At 57.0% G+C, this 17270-nt stretch carries 16 protein-coding genes and 2 rRNA genes; 2 read left to right on the top strand and 16 right to left on the bottom strand.

Going from position 1 to position 17270, the window contains the following annotated elements; genetic code table 11:
* Positions 1-25: 25 nt before the first annotated feature.
* Genes aroE through EH55_RS03190 form a run of 4 tightly spaced genes read right to left on the bottom strand, consistent with a single transcriptional unit; the run spans position 26 to position 3907 of the window.
* Positions 26-907, bottom strand: coding sequence for a shikimate dehydrogenase (gene aroE, locus EH55_RS03175; protein WP_141730484.1), 882 nt, complete (start codon positions 905-907; stop codon positions 26-28).
* A 57-nt stretch (positions 908-964) separates the two neighbouring features.
* Positions 965-1984 carry a TRAP transporter substrate-binding protein gene (locus tag EH55_RS03180; RefSeq protein WP_051682599.1) on the bottom strand — a complete coding sequence of 340 codons (1020 nt, stop codon included), beginning with the start codon at positions 1982-1984 and terminating at the stop codon, positions 965-967.
* Between the two features lie 37 nt (positions 1985-2021).
* Positions 2022-3320 (bottom strand): TRAP transporter large permease, encoded by a 1299-nt coding sequence (locus tag EH55_RS03185; protein WP_201769329.1) that lies wholly within the window; start codon positions 3318-3320, stop codon positions 2022-2024.
* The gene (locus EH55_RS03190) at positions 3320-3907 is read right to left on the bottom strand and encodes a TRAP transporter small permease (protein ID WP_051682600.1); all 588 of its coding nucleotides are present in this window, start codon (positions 3905-3907) and stop codon (positions 3320-3322) included. The genes EH55_RS03185 and EH55_RS03190 overlap by 1 nt, the downstream gene beginning before the upstream one ends.
* A gap of 471 nt (positions 3908-4378) precedes the next feature.
* On the opposite strand from EH55_RS03190, the gene EH55_RS03195 reads away from it, so the two are divergent.
* Positions 4379-4663, top strand: coding sequence for a hypothetical protein (locus EH55_RS03195; RefSeq protein ID WP_037974696.1), 285 nt, complete (start codon positions 4379-4381; stop codon positions 4661-4663).
* A 44-nt stretch (positions 4664-4707) separates the two neighbouring features.
* On the opposite strand, the gene EH55_RS13320 is transcribed toward EH55_RS03195, so the two are convergent.
* From EH55_RS13320 to miaB, 9 genes are all read right to left on the bottom strand, one after another.
* Positions 4708-5382: a GntR family transcriptional regulator gene (locus EH55_RS13320; protein WP_051682601.1), complete on the bottom strand. Its 675-nt coding sequence runs from the start codon at positions 5380-5382 to the stop codon at positions 4708-4710.
* Between the two features lie 163 nt (positions 5383-5545).
* Complete coding sequence (locus EH55_RS03205; protein WP_037974698.1) at positions 5546-6451, bottom strand: DMT family transporter; 906 nt, start codon at positions 6449-6451, stop codon at positions 5546-5548.
* 233 nt (positions 6452-6684) lie between these two features.
* Entirely contained in the window at positions 6685-7230 is a 546-nt protein-coding gene (locus EH55_RS03215) for an O-acetyl-ADP-ribose deacetylase (RefSeq protein ID WP_037974702.1), read from the bottom strand.
* Positions 7231-7871: 641 nt separating this feature from the next.
* A complete protein-coding gene (gene lysS / locus EH55_RS03220) occupies positions 7872-9347 on the bottom strand; it encodes a lysine--tRNA ligase (protein ID WP_051682605.1) in 1476 nt (491 codons plus the stop codon).
* 64 nt (positions 9348-9411) lie between these two features.
* Positions 9412-10482, bottom strand: a complete 1071-nt coding sequence (locus EH55_RS03225) for a tRNA dihydrouridine synthase (protein ID WP_141730486.1) — start codon at positions 10480-10482, stop codon at positions 9412-9414.
* Positions 10469-11239, bottom strand: coding sequence for a type III pantothenate kinase (locus EH55_RS03230; RefSeq protein WP_037974705.1), 771 nt, complete (start codon positions 11237-11239; stop codon positions 10469-10471). Before EH55_RS03230 ends, EH55_RS03225 begins: the two co-directional genes overlap by 14 nt.
* A 45-nt stretch (positions 11240-11284) precedes the next feature.
* Positions 11285-12580: a ComEC/Rec2 family competence protein gene (locus EH55_RS03235; protein WP_141730487.1), complete on the bottom strand. Its 1296-nt coding sequence runs from the start codon at positions 12578-12580 to the stop codon at positions 11285-11287.
* Positions 12581-12761: 181 nt separating this feature from the next.
* Positions 12762-13439, bottom strand: a complete 678-nt coding sequence (locus EH55_RS03240) for a ComEA family DNA-binding protein (protein WP_037974709.1) — start codon at positions 13437-13439, stop codon at positions 12762-12764.
* 4 nt (positions 13440-13443) lie between these two features.
* A complete protein-coding gene (miaB, locus tag EH55_RS03245) occupies positions 13444-14763 on the bottom strand; it encodes a tRNA (N6-isopentenyl adenosine(37)-C2)-methylthiotransferase MiaB (RefSeq protein WP_037974711.1) in 1320 nt (439 codons plus the stop codon).
* A gap of 108 nt (positions 14764-14871) precedes the next feature.
* Between miaB and EH55_RS03250 the strand changes: the two genes are divergently transcribed.
* Positions 14872-15330: a hypothetical protein gene (locus EH55_RS03250; RefSeq protein WP_037974713.1), complete on the top strand. Its 459-nt coding sequence runs from the start codon at positions 14872-14874 to the stop codon at positions 15328-15330.
* A gap of 61 nt (positions 15331-15391) precedes the next feature.
* Here the strand turns inward: EH55_RS03250 and EH55_RS03255 are convergent, their stop codons facing one another.
* The 3 genes from EH55_RS03255 to EH55_RS03265 form a co-directional block, all read right to left on the bottom strand.
* Entirely contained in the window at positions 15392-16075 is a 684-nt protein-coding gene (locus EH55_RS03255; protein ID WP_051682603.1) for a class I SAM-dependent methyltransferase, read from the bottom strand.
* 272 nt (positions 16076-16347) lie between these two features.
* A 5S ribosomal RNA gene (gene rrf / locus EH55_RS03260) occupies positions 16348-16463 on the bottom strand.
* Between the two features lie 41 nt (positions 16464-16504).
* A 23S ribosomal RNA gene (locus tag EH55_RS03265) occupies positions 16505-17270 on the bottom strand; the annotation flags it as partial.

Consider the following 17270-nt stretch of genomic DNA (forward strand, 5'->3'; position numbering starts at 1 on the left):
TTTTCGATTTTCAAAAAATCTTAAGCTACGCTTTGCCCTGAGAACGAAGATATTCCAGACTGTGGCTGAACATATAATCGATCGGCGGTTCGACGCCGAGCCACAGCCGCATCTGCTCCGCCGCCTGGTACGCGTTCATCCAGAGGCCCGAGAGCGTCGTACAGCCGCGCGCCGCCGCTTCGCGCAGCAGCTTCGTCTCCGCGGGCACGTAGACGACGTCGGCCACTATGTGCCGCGGGTCGAGCATTCCCGGGTCGAACAGCGTCTCATCGGCGTTCGGATACATGCCGACTTTCGTCGCGTGTATCACGACGTCGTACTTTTCAAGCGCCGACGCTATGCTCTTTTCCGTCATCTCTCCGATCGTGCAGACCGACGGGAAATGTCTGTCAACGCGGCTGAAAAGGGTTTCCGCGCAGAAGTAATCTCTGGCGATACAGAGCGACTTTATATCTTTGGCTCCCTCCATTGCGAGAGCGCAGGCTATTGCGGTACCGGCCCCACCCGCGCCGAGAAGCAGGTAGCGGTGTTCCGGTATGCTCAGCCTGAGCTGATTTTTCAGCGAAAGGACGAAGCCGGTCCCGTCGGTGTTGTAACCTATCTTTCTGCCGTTTTCGAAGACTATGGTGTTGACCACTTCGGTAAATCGCGCGGAATCGGCCAGCCCGTCGAGGTACTTGTGCACCTGGGTCTTGAAGGGCATCGTCACACCGGAGCCCGCGTAGTGGAAGTTCTCAAGGTTCGCTACGACGGGCTCGAGCTGATCCATTTCAAGCTCGAGCGGAACGTACAGCGCGTCTATGCCGAGCTTCTGATAGACGCTGTTTTGCATGAATGGCGCAGCGCTCTGCGAAAGAGGCTTTCCGAGCAGCCCGAAAAATTTTGTGTCTACCGTCGTATTGAACATACGGAAACTCCTTTCTTCCGACGCGGCGCACGCGGGACGCGCTTCTTCAAGCCGCAATTATTTACCCTCGAGCGCCTTGATCAGGGCATCGACGACGTCCTTCCCTATATCGCCGCTTATCTTGGCGTAAACGGGCTGCGAGGCCTTGATCACGTCGTCGTAGAACGCGTTGTTGTAGGTGAGATTCGTCATGCCTCCCTTGACGAGCTTGTCGCGGCATTCAGAGTCTATCTTGGCGAGGCTCGGCGCTATTTCCTCCGTGGCGGCCTTCACAGCGTCGCGAATCGCTTTCTGATAGGCTGGGGCGAGCGATTCGAATTTTTTCCTGTTCATCAGGAACTGATTCATATATAGTAGCTGCTTGACGTTGACGAGATACTTCTGGACTTCCTGGAAGTTCGAGCTGAGGTTCGTGTCGTTCGCGTTTTCCTGAGCCTGCACGACGCCCTGCTGAAGACTCATGTAAAGCTCCGTGAAGGGCAGAGGCGTCGGGTTGGCTCCGAGGCCCTTCCAAAAGGCAAGGTGATTCGGGGAATTCATCGTACGAATTTTGATTCCCTTAAAATCGCCTACCTTATCGATCTTCTTGTTGGAGGTCATAACGCGGTACGTGGCGCCCTGCAGCACGCCGAGGCAGATCATTCTTGAAGCGGCGTACTTCTTGTCCATGAGTTTGGTAAATTCCGAGGCGTTAAGCGCCCTGTCGATCGTCTTTGCGTCGTACTTGGCGAAGACGAGCGGCAGGTCGTAGACGGCCACCGCGGGGACGATCGTCGTGGTCTGTCCCGGCTGGCAGGAGACTATGTCGATGTCGCCGGCGAGCATCTGAGTCTGAAGCTCGCTGTCGACGCCGAGCTGGCTGTTGCCGAAATAATCGATTTTAAGCTTACCGCCGGTGATCTTCTCCACCTGCTTGCAGAAAGCTATGCCCCAGAGGTCGCCGGCAGCTCCGAGCGCGGCTCCATTGCCATAGCGCAGCGTCTCCGGCTTCAGATCGTCGTAGGCCCCGGCCGAGGCAACGCCGGAGATGGCGAATGCCAACAGCAGTGCGTAAATTATGACGGACAGTTTTTTCATTATTATTCCTCCTGATTCAATATGATTTTTTTGTTTATCAAAACCCGCGCTGTAGCAGCGCAAGGCTCAGCCACGGAACATAAGTGATGCCGAACAGCGCGATCGCGAAAGCGATGATGAACGGCATCGCTTTTTTTGCGACGGTCATGGGCGGCGTATCCGCCAGAGTGCCGGCGACGAAGAGATCGAGCCCGAACGGCGGGGTCGCGAGCCCTATCGAGAGACAGCAGACCATCACGACTCCGAAATGCACCGGATGAATGCCGAGCGTCTTGACTATCGGCAGAAGGATGGGCGCGAGGATGACGATCGCCGGCCCCGTATCCATCACCATCCCCATCAGCAGGAAGACGATGACTATTATGAACATCACCGTGCCCGCCGAGCTGAAATTGCCGAGCACGAAGTCGGATACAATTGCCGGGGCCTTCAGCAGCGTCAGCACGCGCCCGAAGGCTATCGCGAAGGCGAGGACGAAGCAAAGCGGCGCGTAGGTCTTCACGGCGCCCTTAAGGAAGGGAAGAATCGAAGAAAAAGTTATCGTTTTATAAACGAATAGAGAGACGATCAGCGAGTAAAAGACGGATATGCAGGCCGCCTCAGTCGGCGTAACGACGCCGCCATAGATGCCGCCCAGAACTATGATCGGCGACATAAGCGCGGGAAAGCTGTCTTTGGCGAGCTTCCAAAACCCCTGCCCTCTAAGCTCCGCCAGCTTGAAGTTGATCTTTTTCCTGTCCTCCCCCCTCCTACCGCAGTAATAGACAGCGTAGGCCATGAGCGCTAAGCCGATAGCGAAGCCCGGCAGGACTCCGCCGAGGAAGAGTGCGCTCGTCGAGACCCCGGTCGCGAGAGAATAGAGGACGAAGGGGATGGACGGCGGGATGATCACGCCGAGCCCTCCGGCCGTCGCCACCATGCCGGCGGAAAAAGTTTTGTCGTAGCCGAGCTCTACGAGAAAGGGGATCGCCATGGCGCCTACGGCCGCGGTCGTCGCCGGCCCCGAGCCTGAGATCGCCCCGTAAAAGAGGCAGGTCAGTATGACGGCGCAGGGAAGACCGCCGGTAAACCCTCCGACAAAATACGCGAAGACGTTGAAGAGCTTGCGCGAAATGCCGCCCTCAGCCATGATGACGCCTGCCAGGATGAAGAGCGGCACCGCTATGATGGGCGTGGTGTCGGCTCCGGAAAAGCTGTTGGTGATGAGCTGGTTGACCGAGCTGCCCATCGTCGTTCCCAGCAGACGCGGAATCACCGTGCTCAGCACCATGCTCATCGCGATGGGCATGCCGAGGACGAGCGCAGCTGCGAAAACTATAAATATCAACGCGGACATTATTCCCTCTCCTCCCTTACGGCAGCGCCGTAATTTTTGTTATCCTGCGCGGCCAGCTCTACCTCCGCCCGCGCCTCCTTGATCGTGGCTTCGATCGTCGTTTCTCCCTTGTCTTTAAAATGACGCACGCCGTTGACGAGCGACTGCACGGTGCGGACGGCTGCCAGCGCGAAGCCGATCACCGCGCACATATACATGATCCACATCGGTATCTGCATCGCGGAAGATATTTCGCCGGTAACGTTTTTAATGTTGTCGACGACCAGCAGCGAATGGCGGAAAAAGACCGCGAAGAGGGCGAGCATGACGGCGTCGCAGAGTATCTTCACAGAATTGCTGATAGCGGCGGGAAGCATATCCATCACTATGCCGACGCGCAACATGCTGCCCCTCCTGATCGTATAGCCGAGAGAAATAAAGACGCTCCATACGTAGCAGTAGCGGCAGAACTCTTCCGGCCAGCTCATGGAACTGTTGAATACGTAGCGCGCGAATATCTGCGCGAGCATGACCGCCGATATTGCCACAAGCAAAACGACCATTATGGATTCTTCAAGACTTTCATCCAGCCACTTCAATACCTTCAAAAAAATCCCTCCTGACTGCTAAACAACTGCTTGAGCGCAGGGCTCCTTTTAATTTGTTAATTCGAATGGCGACAGTCCCGGCGAAAAATTCCCATATTTGCTTCCGCCGCTTTTTGTACAATGTCAACTCCTTTTTATAATTCAAAAATTTTATTCCGCTATACGGAATTAATATCTAATTACCGGAAACATCTATACAATAACCGCGAATTGGAAGTCTGTCAATATACCAAATACAAAAGAATATATTTTTATTCATTCAAAAATATGAATCTGATAATAAAACGTTTATGTTTCGCTTTCAAATGAGCAGAAAAGAGCGCCGCTCCTTTGCTAAACGGGGGAAAATATTCATTATCCGTTTTTCTGACGTTTTAGAAGTTTTAGAAAAAAAGGAGGCAGTCAAAGCTAAGGCAAAAGTTTACAATAAATATATTTTCTCCAATGCCATATTTCAAGGAGGTGAAAAAAATGATCGTAATATATGGAAGCGCGCAGTGCCCAAAGACGCTGAAGCTCCTCGGCGGATGCAAAGAAAAAAACATCGGCGCCGAATTCAGGGACATCTCGGCGTCGCTGAAAGATCTTGCGGAATTCATCGCGATACGCGACGGCGACGCGGCTTTCGCGGCCGCGAAGAAGGCGGGGCGGCTCGGCATCCCCTGCGTGCTGCTTGAAGACGGCGGGATATTCGACGGAGGGGAAGAGCCCTTCAGCCTTCCGGCCGTAATGAAAAAAATAACGGGGGAAAAATAAAAAAGCCGGTTATGTTGTTTTCCGCGCGGCGGCCAATTTTGGTGTCAGAAATTTTCCCGCTTCTGCTTGAACATGTCGACGATCACGGAGAAATGGCCGCGGATGCATTCGAGCGCCTTTTTAGCATCCGAGTTCCATAGGGCGTCGATCAGTTCCTTATGTTCGTGCAAAATGACGGCGGTATCGCGCCGCGGGTAGACGGAGTGCATGACAAGGCGCATCATGTCGTCGCTTATCTTCTGCCACATCATATTAATGGAGAGCAACTTCATCGAGTGGACTATCGCGGCGTGGAACTCCATGTCGTGCTTCATGAAATCCACCGGCGAATCCTTCGAAGCCTCCATATCTTCGTAGGCCGCGGCCAGCTGGCCGGCAAGAATCTGCGTATGCCCCCCTTCTATCGCTTTTTTTATCGCGAAGGGTTCCATCATCTCGCGAAGCGTGAAGAGTTCGAGTATTTTCGAAATGGTTATCTCGGAGACCACCGCACGGCGGCGCTCCTCCCAATCTACCCACCCTTCTTGAGAGAGCCGTTTCAAAGCTTCGCGCACGGGCGTGCGGCTGACTCCGAATTCATCGGCGATCGTGCGCTCCATCAGGATGCTTGCCGGCATTAATTCGCCGTTTATTATTTTGTTTTTTATCGCTTCGTAGACAGAGCTGGAGAGATTCTGTTCCCTCTTTTGCCCGTTATTGAACGGAAGCGATTCCATCATAACAACACACCCTCGTCAGCAAGATTCGCACGGCGGACGCGCAAAAGAAGAGCACGCCGCCGAGTTATGCTGATAATTGCGGTCGTATAGCGCCCGCTGAAATATATTATCATAATTTTCACATTTTTGCGGCGCACGGCAAGCCGTCGCCGGCGCTGAGAATTTACGCCGAGGCTTCCTTCCCGGCGGCCGCGCAGGCTACTGCTGCCATTACGATAGCACAGCCGGCGATCTCGAAGCCTGTTGGGGACAGCCCGAGAGAGAGCGGCGTTATTACCAGCGCAAAAGCAATTTCGAGCGTTAAAACGAGGCTCACGAGAGGCGCCGGGATAACTCTCAGCGCGCCGAGCAACAGGCCGAAACCGCATAGCCCAGCCCCGAAAGCGGAGTACTGCATCAGTGCAAAAACCGCGCAGTTCATCGCAGCGAGGTCGTCCCAACCAACAAAAACAGATTTTGCTATGATAAGCATAGCGCCGCCGAAGAGATAGACGTAAAAGAGCTGCAGGGACGGATTGCTATCTCCGTCTCTCAATACCTTGCGCGATAGCAGCATCTGTCCGGAGAGCCCCAAAAGGGAGACAATACCCCACAGCAGCCCTGGCACGGAGAGCGGCGGCGTTTCGCCGCCTGAAGCGAAAAATCCGACATAGAGACCTCCTATTATCAGAAAGCCGGCCGCGAGTTGCTTCCGTGATGGTTTTTCTCCTGTTATGAAATACGAGCCGGTCATAACAGCGATAGGAAACGTATAGTTAAGCATCAGAGCCTGCGGCACAGAGAGATATTGACAGGAGAGCATGAACCCCCAGGCGTTCATTACAACGGTCAGAAAGCCGAGCAGCAGGTACACGCGCATGAGCGGCCGCCCGATCCTGTACCACCCGTGACCGACCCTGTACCTGAGCCACAGGGACATTAGCAATACAATGACGACCGCGCGGTAGCACATCACAGAAGTCATGCTGACTCCCTGTGTGCCGACGAACTTAGCGAGCGGCCCCATGCCGCCCCACAGCATCGCCGTACCAAGTGCCATTAAAACGCCGCGCGCATAGTTGTTTTTCATTTCAGCATTCCTTCAGCCGTTACATCGCTGCTCAGCGGTGTTCTCCAAAGCTAAGAACTCCTTCTGAGTATTTTGTCTGCAAACTTCGTCCCGCCGTATTCTGACTGCTGTTTTAAATTTTTCAGCGCCATTTCGGTCGCCGTTTTTTTGCAAATCCGCCGCGCCGCCGTCAAGGTAATTCTTCACGGCCCTTGAAAAGCACATAACCGGCCTTTTCGCCCTTTCGGCGCAGCTCACCGCCGCAACTTCTCTTCCAAAGCGGAAAGCGCGGCGTCGTAATATGATTTCGTCCTCTCATCGAAGAGCACCCAGAGCACCTCGTCGAACGCGTCCGGCTCTTCGCTCAGAAACGAACTGACCGCGTCCACCGCCGTTTCGGCCGCCTTGCCGACCGGATAGGAGTAGACTCCGGTCGATATCGAAGGAAAAGCTATCGAGCGGACGCCGTTTTCCATCGCGACTTTAAGCGAGTTGCGGTAGCACGACGCAAGGAGCTCCGGCTCGCCGTGCGTCCCGCCGTGCCACACTGGACCGACCGTGTGTATGACGTATTTGCATGGCAGCCTGTAAGCGCCCGTGATCTTCGCCTCTCCGGTCTCGCAGCCGTTCAGCGTGCGGCACTCGGCAAGCAGCTCCTCCCCCGCCGCCCTGTGTATCGCGCCGTCGACGCCGCCCCCTCCGAGCAGCGTCCTGTTCGCCGCGTTGACGATCGCGTCGACCGAATCGATCTTTGTGATGTCTCCAAGAAGCGTCCTGATTATCGTATTCTTCTGCTTCATGATGCCGTACCTCCTTCGACGGACCACTAACGGCCCGTACCATTAATGTATTCGCGCCGCGCCTCTTCTGAGCGCTCCCTCGCCGATTTAAATGGAAAACTATACAAACGGCGGCGCTTAAGCGTACTTTTATCAGTCGGGTCCCCCGAAAGGGAAACCGCTATTCCAGCCGCTGGCCCCTCGCCGCGGCCGCGCGCGTCAGGCAATCCGCATACTGCGGCAGACGCCGCCGGGGAAGCTCTTTTCCTTATAAAGTATACAGCGCCGCCGGCAATTTTTCCGCGACGTTTTGCGAAATTTCCGCGACGCTTTTTGCCGATGGGAAGTTGAAAGGCGAGCGGTGCGTCGGATGATCCCGACGTGCGCCCCGCTCATTTCCTACTATACGACCGGGTTGGCCCAGCCGTCATATGCTGCTACAATTTGTTATCATCCCCCGCTCAAAGAACGCTGTGTGAATCTCGAACTCTCCATAATTACTGCGCACCGTTTTCGCCTTGGTTCCATTTCGGTAGTTATCCGAATCTGAACGTTCAGATTTATCGGACTTGCCCCCGCTTGTGCGAGAGAGAGTGCGCGATCGGCGTAAATACAAAACCATATAAATAAAAGCCTTGATTTCTCAAGGCTTTTAAGTTACATCACTCCAGCGGCTTCATCGTCGGGAAGAGTATCACATCGCGGATGCTCTTTGAGTCGGTCAGAAGCATCACGCAGCGGTCGACGCCGATTCCCATGCCGCCGGTCGGCGGAAGGCCGTATTCGAGCGCGTTGACGAAGTCTTCATCGAAGGGGTGCGATTCTTCGTCGCCTTCTTCCTTCTTGCGCGCCTGCTCCATGAAGCGCTCGCGCTGGTCGAGCGGGTCGTTGAGCTCGCTGAAGGCGTTGGCGAATTCCCATCCGTTGATGTAGAGCTCGAAGCGGTCGGTGAGCTCCGGATTTTCCCTGTTGCGCTTCGAAAGCGGCGATATGACCGTCGGATGGCCAAGGACGAACGTCGGCTGTATTAGCTTTTCTTCGACGTACTCTTCGAAAAAGAGCGGCATGATCTCAAAGCGCGACATCTTCGGCGTCACTTCGAGCCCGCGCAGCGCGGCCTGGCGGCGCGCCTCTTCGTCGGTTATATTCATGAAGTCTACGCCCGTTTCCTCGCTGACGAGCTCCGCCATCGTCGCGCGGCGGAAGGGCGGCGTCAGGTCTATCTCCGTCCCCTGATAATTTATCACGCGGCTGCCGAGCTCGTCGGCGCACGCGACGAGTATCTCTTCTGCAAGGTCCATCATGTCGGCGTAGTTGGCGTAGGCCCAGTAGACCTCCATCGACGTGAATTCCGGGTTATGGCGCTGGTCCATGCCCTCGTTGCGAAACTGCTGCCCTATCTCGTAGACGCGCCCGAGCATGCCGACGATGAGGCGCTTCAGGTGCAGCTCGGTAGCGATGCGCAGGTACATGTCTATATCGAGCGCGTTGTGGTGCGTGACGAAGGGGCGCGCGTTCGCTCCGCCGGCTATCGTCGAGAGTATCGGCGTCGCCACTTCCAGCGAGCCGTGCGCGTCGAGCACTCGGCGGAAGGTCTGTATTATCTTAGTGCGCCTGCGGAAGACCTCGCGCACTTCGGGGTTGGCGATAAGGTCCGCGTAACGGCGGCGGTAGCGCACCTCCATGTCCTTGAGGCCGTGATATTTTTCCGGCATCGGGCGCAGGGCCTTCGAAAGAAGCGTGTAGCCGCGGACGGAGAGCGTGAGCTCGCCGCGCTGCGTGCGGAAGGGGATTCCGACAATGCCGATGAAGTCGCCGGCGTCGACCCATTTTTTGAAGAAGTTGTAATCCTTTTCGCCGAGCACGTCGAACTGGAAGCAGAGCTGCAGGCGGTCGCGTTCGTCCTCGAAGGTCGCGAAGGCGGTCTTTCCATGTCGGCGCAGCACGATTATGCGCCCCGCGGTCTGAATCTCTTCCGTCGCCCACTCCTCAGGCTTCAGATAATCGAAATGCTCCCTTACGTAGCCGAGCGTCCGCTTCACTTCATAGCGATCCTGCTCGTAGGGGTCGTACCCCTCTTCGCTGCGCAGACGCAGCAGTTTATCTTTGCGCTGACGGAAAATTTCTTCCTCCGGCATCGTATTCTGTTCCTTTGCGTTGTTCTTCTGTTCCTCTGCCAACTTGATCACATCCTGCGTTAATTTAATTCAAAGACGCATCGGCGCCGTTAATCTCTTCTTCTTTTTCCCCGCCCTGCGGCGAACTTTCAAAACTGAATCCGGCAAGCAGCGCCTCCATTTCGCCCCAGCTCGCCGCCGCGGCTCCGGCCCTGCGCAGCCGCGGGGCCCCTTCGAAGCCCCTGAAAAGTGCGCCGAGCATCCTCCTCGCCGTCATAAGCGCTAGCCTTTCCCCCTCTGTTCCGCATATGCCTCCGCATAGCCTCAGCAGAAGCTCCTTCTGGGCTTCCGGCGAAGGACTTCGCAGCTCCTCCGGAACCTCCGCGCCGAGCGCCGCGAGCGTGCGCGGGATGAGCAGGGCGTCGCGAAGCGCTCCGCGGGCGGCGAGCGCCGCCGCACAGCCCCCGTCAAGATAGGCGGTAAGGTCCTCCGGCGCGTAGCAGTCGCCGCTGCCGCCTATCCGCCCGGGAAAGGCCCGCGCCGCTCCGCATACCTCCGCGCACGACGCTCTGCCTTCATACCTCTGCGCCGGCGTGCGCCCGTGGACGAATATGAAATCCGCTCCAGCTTCGAAGAGCCTCGCGCAGAAATCTTCGGTAGTATCGCCGGAATCCCTCGGTATAAGGCGCACCTTCGCCCACACCGGGATTCCGAATCGCTTAAGCCCCTTTACAATCGCCGCGGCCTCCCCGGCTTTTTCGAGCAGCTTCGCGCCGGCGCCCTTTTTCGTCACCTTCGGCATCGGGCAGGCCATGTTTACCTCGAGCGCGGCGAACTCTCTCATTTCCAGCGCTATCTCGGCGCCGGCGGAGAGGTCGTCCGCCGAGGAACCGAAAAGCTGCAGCGCGCAGGGAGCCTCGTCGTCGCCGCCGTAGAGCAGCTCCTTAGTCTTGCGCCCTTTGTATTTCAGCCCCAGCGCGCTCACCATCTCAGTGTGGACGAGCCCGGCTCCGAGGGCGCGGTGAAAGCGTCTAAAAGACGCGAAGGTTATGCCGGCGAGAGGCGCCAGCCATATCTGATTGTCGACCTCCACGCCGCCGACCATGCGCGGGAAGCCGGGCGGCGCGAAAAATCCCCTCCCGCTACTTTCCGGCACAGTTTCTCTCGTAGTAAATGCGCAGCCCGTCGAGCGTCAGCCATTGGTCGACGCTGTCGATGCAGCCGGAGTGCTTCGCGATTATCGGAGCGTGCCCGCCGGTCGCGACGACGCGGCACTTCGTACCGAGCTCTTTCGATATGCCCTCTATAACTTTCTCGACCATGCCGACAGTGCCGTAGACGATACCGGACTGTATAGCCTCTATAGTGTTCCCGCCTATGACGCTCGCGGGCGCCGCGAGCTCTATCTGGGGCAGTTTCGCGGTGCGCGCGAAGAGCGATTCCATGCCGAGTTCCATACCGGGCGCTATGACGCCGCCCACATACGCGCCCTCCTGCGATATGACGTCGAAGGTTATCGCGGTGCCGAGGTCGACGATTATCAGCGGGACCCCGTATTTTTCGATGCCGGAGACGGCGTTCAGCAGGCGGTCGGCCCCCAGCCCCGTCGGGTTTTTCATTTTGATTTTGAGCCCCGTGTCCATCCTCGTCGAGACCCTCAGGCAGTCGACGCCTATATATTCGCGCACGCCTTCGCGGAACGTCTCGTCGAGAGAGGGCACGACGCTGCCGAATACCGCGCCCTTTATATCCTCCTTCGCGATTCCGGCGGAGGACAAAAGCCCAAGAAGCATGAAGCCCACTTCGTCGGAAGTCTGCTTCTTAGACGTGAGACGCCACTCCTTCAAAAGTTCCCTGCCGTCGTAAATCCCCATTACCGTATTCGTGTTTCCAATGTCAAAGACGAGGAGCATCTACCTATACCTCCGCTCAGCCTCGGCGTCAATTTTAATATTTTACTACATCGTGGCCGAGTATAGCATAAAAAGCAGGAAAAATACGGAAAGCAGGAGTGCTCTTTGCAAACCTGAGCCGCACCTTAGCGCGCAGGCGGCGGAAAAAATAACGACGGAGGCGGAAAAAAGAGCGGGATTGAAAAGCGCCGCGCCGGAGAATAAAGAGGCACCGGCGTCGATAAAATTCTGAAGCGCTTCAAGGATGCTTTCCGATGCGGCCGACGCGATCCATGCGCCGGGCAGTTCAAACAAAGGAGGAATCGAAAGAATCAAAACAAGGGGAAAGATAACGCCGAAGGCCGGCACGAGGGCGGCGTTGAGCGCGAGCCCCGCAAGAGGCGCTTCGCCGAAAACCGAGGCGATAAACGGCGCCGTGACGAACCACAGCAGCACCGGCACGCATACCGCGCGGCAGAGGCTGGAGCGAAAGAGGGGCACTGATGCGGAAACGAAGAGCGCGCCGGCTACCGAGAGGCGCCAGCCGAGCGCGTAAAAGCTCCAGGGGTTGGCGAGCAGCAGCAACGCCGACGCGGCGCTCACGTTGTTGAAGGCGGAGGAGGGACGCCCGACCACGGCGGATAAAAGCATTATCTGTATCATCAGCGCGGAGCGCACGCCGCCGACCGGCAGTCCGGAAACAAGCAGGTAAAGCCATATCGACGCGGAGGCCGCGGCAAAGCGCAACATGCCGCGCAGCGGCAGAAGCGAGAGAATCAGCCCAGCGATTATCCACACGTGCAGCCCCGAGACCGCAAGCAGATGAGACGTTCCGGCGCGCTTGTGCAGCTCCTCGATCGCGGCGTCGTCCCTTCTGCCGACCGTGAAGGCGGCCATATAGGCCGACGTAAGCGGCGCCAGCCGCTCGTCGATAAGCTCGGCGAGCGCGGCGCGCCATCGCGCGATGCGCTTCGGCGGCGATATTTCCCTTATCTCGAAAAGGACTATCTTCTTGACGGCTCCGCGGGAGTGCCAGTAGCGTTCCTCGTCGAAGCCGCCATTCTTTTTCGCGCGCTTGAAATCGAAGAGAGCGCCGCGCAGATAGACGCCGCTGCCTTCGCGCGGCAAATAGTTCCCCCTCAGATAGCCGGCGAACCTTCCGTAGCTCGTGCCGATCAGCAGCGCGCTGTCGTATCTGCGCCTGCGGACGGAGAGCACGGAGCCGCGCGTCTCGACGCTCCCCGGCAGCACGGCCTTTCTGTTCATCAAATAAAGGGAATAACCACAGGCAAGAGAGGAAATGAGCATTACAGTCAAAAACACCGGAAAAAAGCCGCGGCGCGCCTCTCGCGTGCAAAGCATAAGCGCCGCCGCCGAAATCAGCAGGCCTGCGGCGGCCGCCGCAGGAGCGGCGAAAAATTCATCCAGATAAATCGAAAGGGCAAGGGAGAGAAGAATAAAAAAGGCCGGCGCCTCGGAGAGAGGCGACCGCGGCGGGCTTGCGGAAAACGCCGTGCTTTGGATATTTTCCGTGGACTCTCCTTCAGTTTCCAACCGTGATCTGATCCTTTATCATCTCATATCTCTTCGCGCCGATGCCGCCGATGTTCATAACGTCCTCCACCCTGGCGAATTTCCCGTTTTTCGTTCTGTAGTCGATTATCATTTGGGCAGTTTTCTCGCCGACGCCGTTTATCGTTCTGAGCTCCGACTTGCCTGCCGTGTTAATATTCACCTTCACGGCGGCGATTGCCTGCCGCTGTGAGCCGTAGCTCTGCGCGGGAGCCGCGGCGCTCTGGCTCTGAAGCTCTCCCTTGCGCAGGAACTTCACGTGCTCGCCGTCCTCAAGTTTCGCGGCCAAATTCACGGCCTCCCGGTCGGCGCCGTCGGCAAAGCCGCCGGCCGCGGAGAGCGCCTCGTAGACGCGCGCGCCCGGCGAGACCTCGTAGACCCCAGGCCTTTTTACCGCGCCCGTAACGTAGACCATCCAGCGAGATTCGCCTTCGCCGCCGGCGGAGATAGACTTGACGCGCCGCGGCTCGCTCCTCTCGGCCTCCTGCGGAGGCGTGACTTTAAGAGGCTCTTCCATCTCCGGCGGCGACGATTGCCCGGCAGTCTCCCTTCCGAACTGCCCTTTGAAGGTCGAGAGCAGCACAAAGGCGAGCGCGAAACATAAAACGCCGGCCGCTACGAAGACTTTTCCCGAATTGCGCCGGTCCATCGATTTAGATCCTTTCTCCTTCGAGCGACCAGTGGCTCGCGCGCGTGACGCGCACCGCTATTACCCTGCCGAAGTCGCTCTCGTCGCCGTCGAGAATCACGACCTTGTCGCTCATCGTGCGTCCCTGAATCTTTCCTTCGCCGCGCGGCGCGAAGCCATCCGCCAAAATCTCGAAACACGAGCCGACATAGCGCTCGTTCGCCTCCTTAGCTATCCGCGACTGCAACGCGTTTATCTCGTTGAGGCGCTCCGCTTTCACTCTGTCATCTATCTGCCGTTCCATAATCGCGGCGCGCGTCCCCTCGCGCGGAGAATAGGCCGCCGTGTGAACTATGTCGAATCTCGCCTCTTTGAGCAGGTTATATGAATCGCGGAACTCTTCGTCCGTTTCCCCCGGGAAGCCGACGATAAGATCCGTCGTCAGGCTGACGTCGGGCAGCGCGGCGCGGATTCTTTCGATCAGCGCGAGGTACTGCTCAGACGTGTAGCCGCGGTTCATCTCATGAAGAATCCTGTCGTTGCCGGATTGTACCGGTAGATTTATCGCACGGCATATATCCGCCCTCTCCGCCATCACTTCAAGTATATCCTCGTCGAAATCCTTCGGGTGCGACGTCGCGAAGCGCAGGCGCAGGAGCCCCTGCTGCCCGGCGGCCGCGCTTAGCAGCGACGAAAAGCGGCTGCCGTCCCCCAGGTCCTTGCCGTAAGCGTCCACGTTCTGCCCGAGCAGCGTGATCTCCTTCGCCCCGCCGTCGATAAGGGCGCGCGTCTCGGCGAGTATCTCCGACGAAGCGCGCGACTGAAGCCGTCCGCGCACATAGGGGACGATGCAGTAAGAGCAGAAGCGGTCGCAGCCGTAGCTGATCGTCACATAAGCTTTGAAGGGGTTGCTCCGCGCTGTCGGCGCGACCTCAAGGTCCGTGAGGGCCCGCGGGTCGTCGTCCATGAAAAAGCGCGGCGGCCTCTCCGGCGAAAGTTCCGTCGCCGCCTGAGGCACGAGGCCGAGATGCCGCGGCCCGGCGACGAGGCGCACGCAGGAAAATTTCTTCGCCACTCCGCGTCCTATCCTCTGGGCCATGCAGCCGACCAGGACGACGGCCGGCGACCTCTTCCTCCTATAGAGCGAATCGTAGCGCCCGATCTCGCTCGCGGCCTTTTGCTCCGCCTTCTCGCGTATGCTGCACGTCACCAGGATGACGACATCCGCGTCGGCGTCGGACGTTTCCTCCCACCCGTTGTGCAGCATCGCCGTGCGCAGTCGGTCGCCGTCGTAAGAATTCATCTGGCATCCAAATACCCTGATTGCAAATCTATGCAAAAACATATCTCCTTCAGCTTCTTTCTGCCGCTATTATATGTGATTATCCCGTTATCGCCAAACGCCGCGGCAAGAGTTATACTAACACAAATGAAAAACATCGGAGGCATTTTGATGAAGATGAGAAAAATTATCGCAGCGGCCGCCGCGACGGCGCTGCTCAGCGCCGGGGCCCCAGCGGCCGCCGCGCTGCCCGACATAGAAGGCTGGCGGAACGGCGAGATTCGCGAGACGAAGTTGGAAGCGATCTCCGGCAGCAAGGGAACGTGGACCGAACGCGACTACCGCACTAGCGGCGGCGCGCGCCTTCACGCGGTGCTGATGCAGGGAGCCGGCCCCAAGGGCTGGGAGATAACGCAGACGAACGCCGAAGACGGCGAAATATCCGGCGGTGAAAGCGCCGAAAACCTGACTATCGCAGGCCGTCCCGCTCTGCTCGAATTCCGCCCCGTCCTCGGCCGCAGCATAACAGTCAAACTCGACGCCGAAAACGTCCTGACGCTCGAATCGAAAAACGCCGAAAAAGAAGAAATCATCGCAGCCGCAGAGATCATCGTGAAAAAAATGAGATAGCAGTGGAAAGAGCGCAATCGCCTTCATCAGGACCGGCCTCGTTATGAGAGAAATGGCTTTTCTACTTTCGGCAACAGAAAGAGGCCATTGCGTTTACCACTGTGAGTCGGACCTCGTCATACATAGCTTCGAGCCTACCGCGCAGGCTGCCCTTTGTCTCAAAAGGCGGGGTAAAAGATCCCTTCGGCACGAACAGATGCTTTGCCGTAAAGTCAGTCCTTCTCTTTTCTCCGCTGACGTAAAAACAGCCGCCGAACAATCCGCCCTTTTTAAGCACACGGAAAGTCTCACGGTATGCGGCTTCTTTGTCGGGGAATGCGTGAAAACCGTTCAGGGAAAGGACTATATCAAAGACTTCGTCCTCAAACGGCAGTTCCCCGACGTCACCCTGCACGAAGCGGACATTGCTCACGCCTATCGCCTCCGCTCTCCTTTCGGCATTCCTCATCATGTCCGGCGAATAGTCAAGGCAGGTTATATCCGCGCTGGAAAGCCCTTTATAGACGGGTATAGTCAGCACGCCGGTGCCGACCGGGACCTCGAGCATTTTCCCCGAAAAGTCGTCCGGCACGCATGAAAGCGCCGCTCTTATCCATTCAGCATTGGTCTCTTTATTAAACCCCCACATCAATCTGCTCATAAGTTTTCCAGACAGAGTAGAATAGGTAATATAACCGTCATATATATTGGCAAAGTCGCCGCCCAGCTCTTTATATGCTTCTCTGATCTGTTCTTGTCTTTCCATACCGTCACGCTCCTTTTGGTTAGCAATAGCTAACTCTATAAAACTTGTAACACGTCTGCATTTTTTTGTCAATGCCGGGGGCGCTTTTTGAAAAAGGTTTTGAGAAAGGCTTTTGAGAAGTCTTTCGCAGAACTGCTCGCAGACATTAAAGCTGAAAACAGCCAGGCGGCGATACTTGTCTATTTATAGATGCCGGTCGTCCGCAACAGATTGAAAATTAAAAGTAAAAAAAAAGAGAGGAAGGACTTCCATCCTTCCTCTCATTCAAATTACACCGGCGCCGACCTGCTCTCCCACGGATACCCTCCGCAGTACCATCGGCGATGGGGCGCTTAACTGCCGGGTTCGGCATGGGACCGGGTGTCTCCGCCCCTCCATTGGCACCGGAAGCTTATATGCCTTATGCTTTAAGGCTTATAAAGGATTTATGAGGTTAAGGCCTCGGCGTATTAGTACCGGTCGGCTCAAAGGGCGTTACCCTCTTACACTCCCGGCCTATCTATCCGGTCGTCTTCCGGACGCCTTACTTCCTATTACAGAATCAGGTATCTCATCTCGGGGACGGCTTCCCGCTTAGATGCCTTCAGCGGTTATCCTGACCGAACTTGGCTACCCAGCTTCTGCCCCTGGCGGAACAACTGGTTCACTAGCGGTTCGTCTATCCCGGTCCTCTCGTACTAAGGACGGCTCCCCTCAAATACCTTGCGCCCACAGTGGATAGGGACCGAACTGTCTCACGACGTTCTGAACCCAGCTCACGTACCGCTTTAATGGGCGAACAGACCAACCCTTGGGACCTGCTTCAGCCCCAGGATGCGATGAGCCGACATCGAGGTGCCAAACGCCGCCGTCGATAGGAACTCTCGGGCGGCATCAGCCTGTTATCCCCGGGGTAGCTTTTATCCGATGAGCGATGGCCTTTCCACTCAGGACCACCGGATCACTAGGACCAACTTTCGTTTCTGTTCGATCTGTCGATCTCTCAGTTAGGCCACCTTATACCCTTACGCTCTTTGGGTGTTTTCCATTCACCCTGAGGTGACTTTCGCGCGCCTCCGTTACTCTTTGGGAGGCGACCGCCCCAGTCAAACTGCCCGCCTGACAATGTCCGGCTCTATGTTTCAATAGCAGCCGTTAGAATCTCAGCACGGCAAGGGTGGTATTCCAACGGCGCCTCCGAAACAACTGACGTCAT

The sequence above is a fragment of the Synergistes jonesii genome (genome assembly GCF_000712295.1).
GTDB classification, from domain to species: domain Bacteria; phylum Synergistota; class Synergistia; order Synergistales; family Synergistaceae; genus Synergistes; species Synergistes jonesii.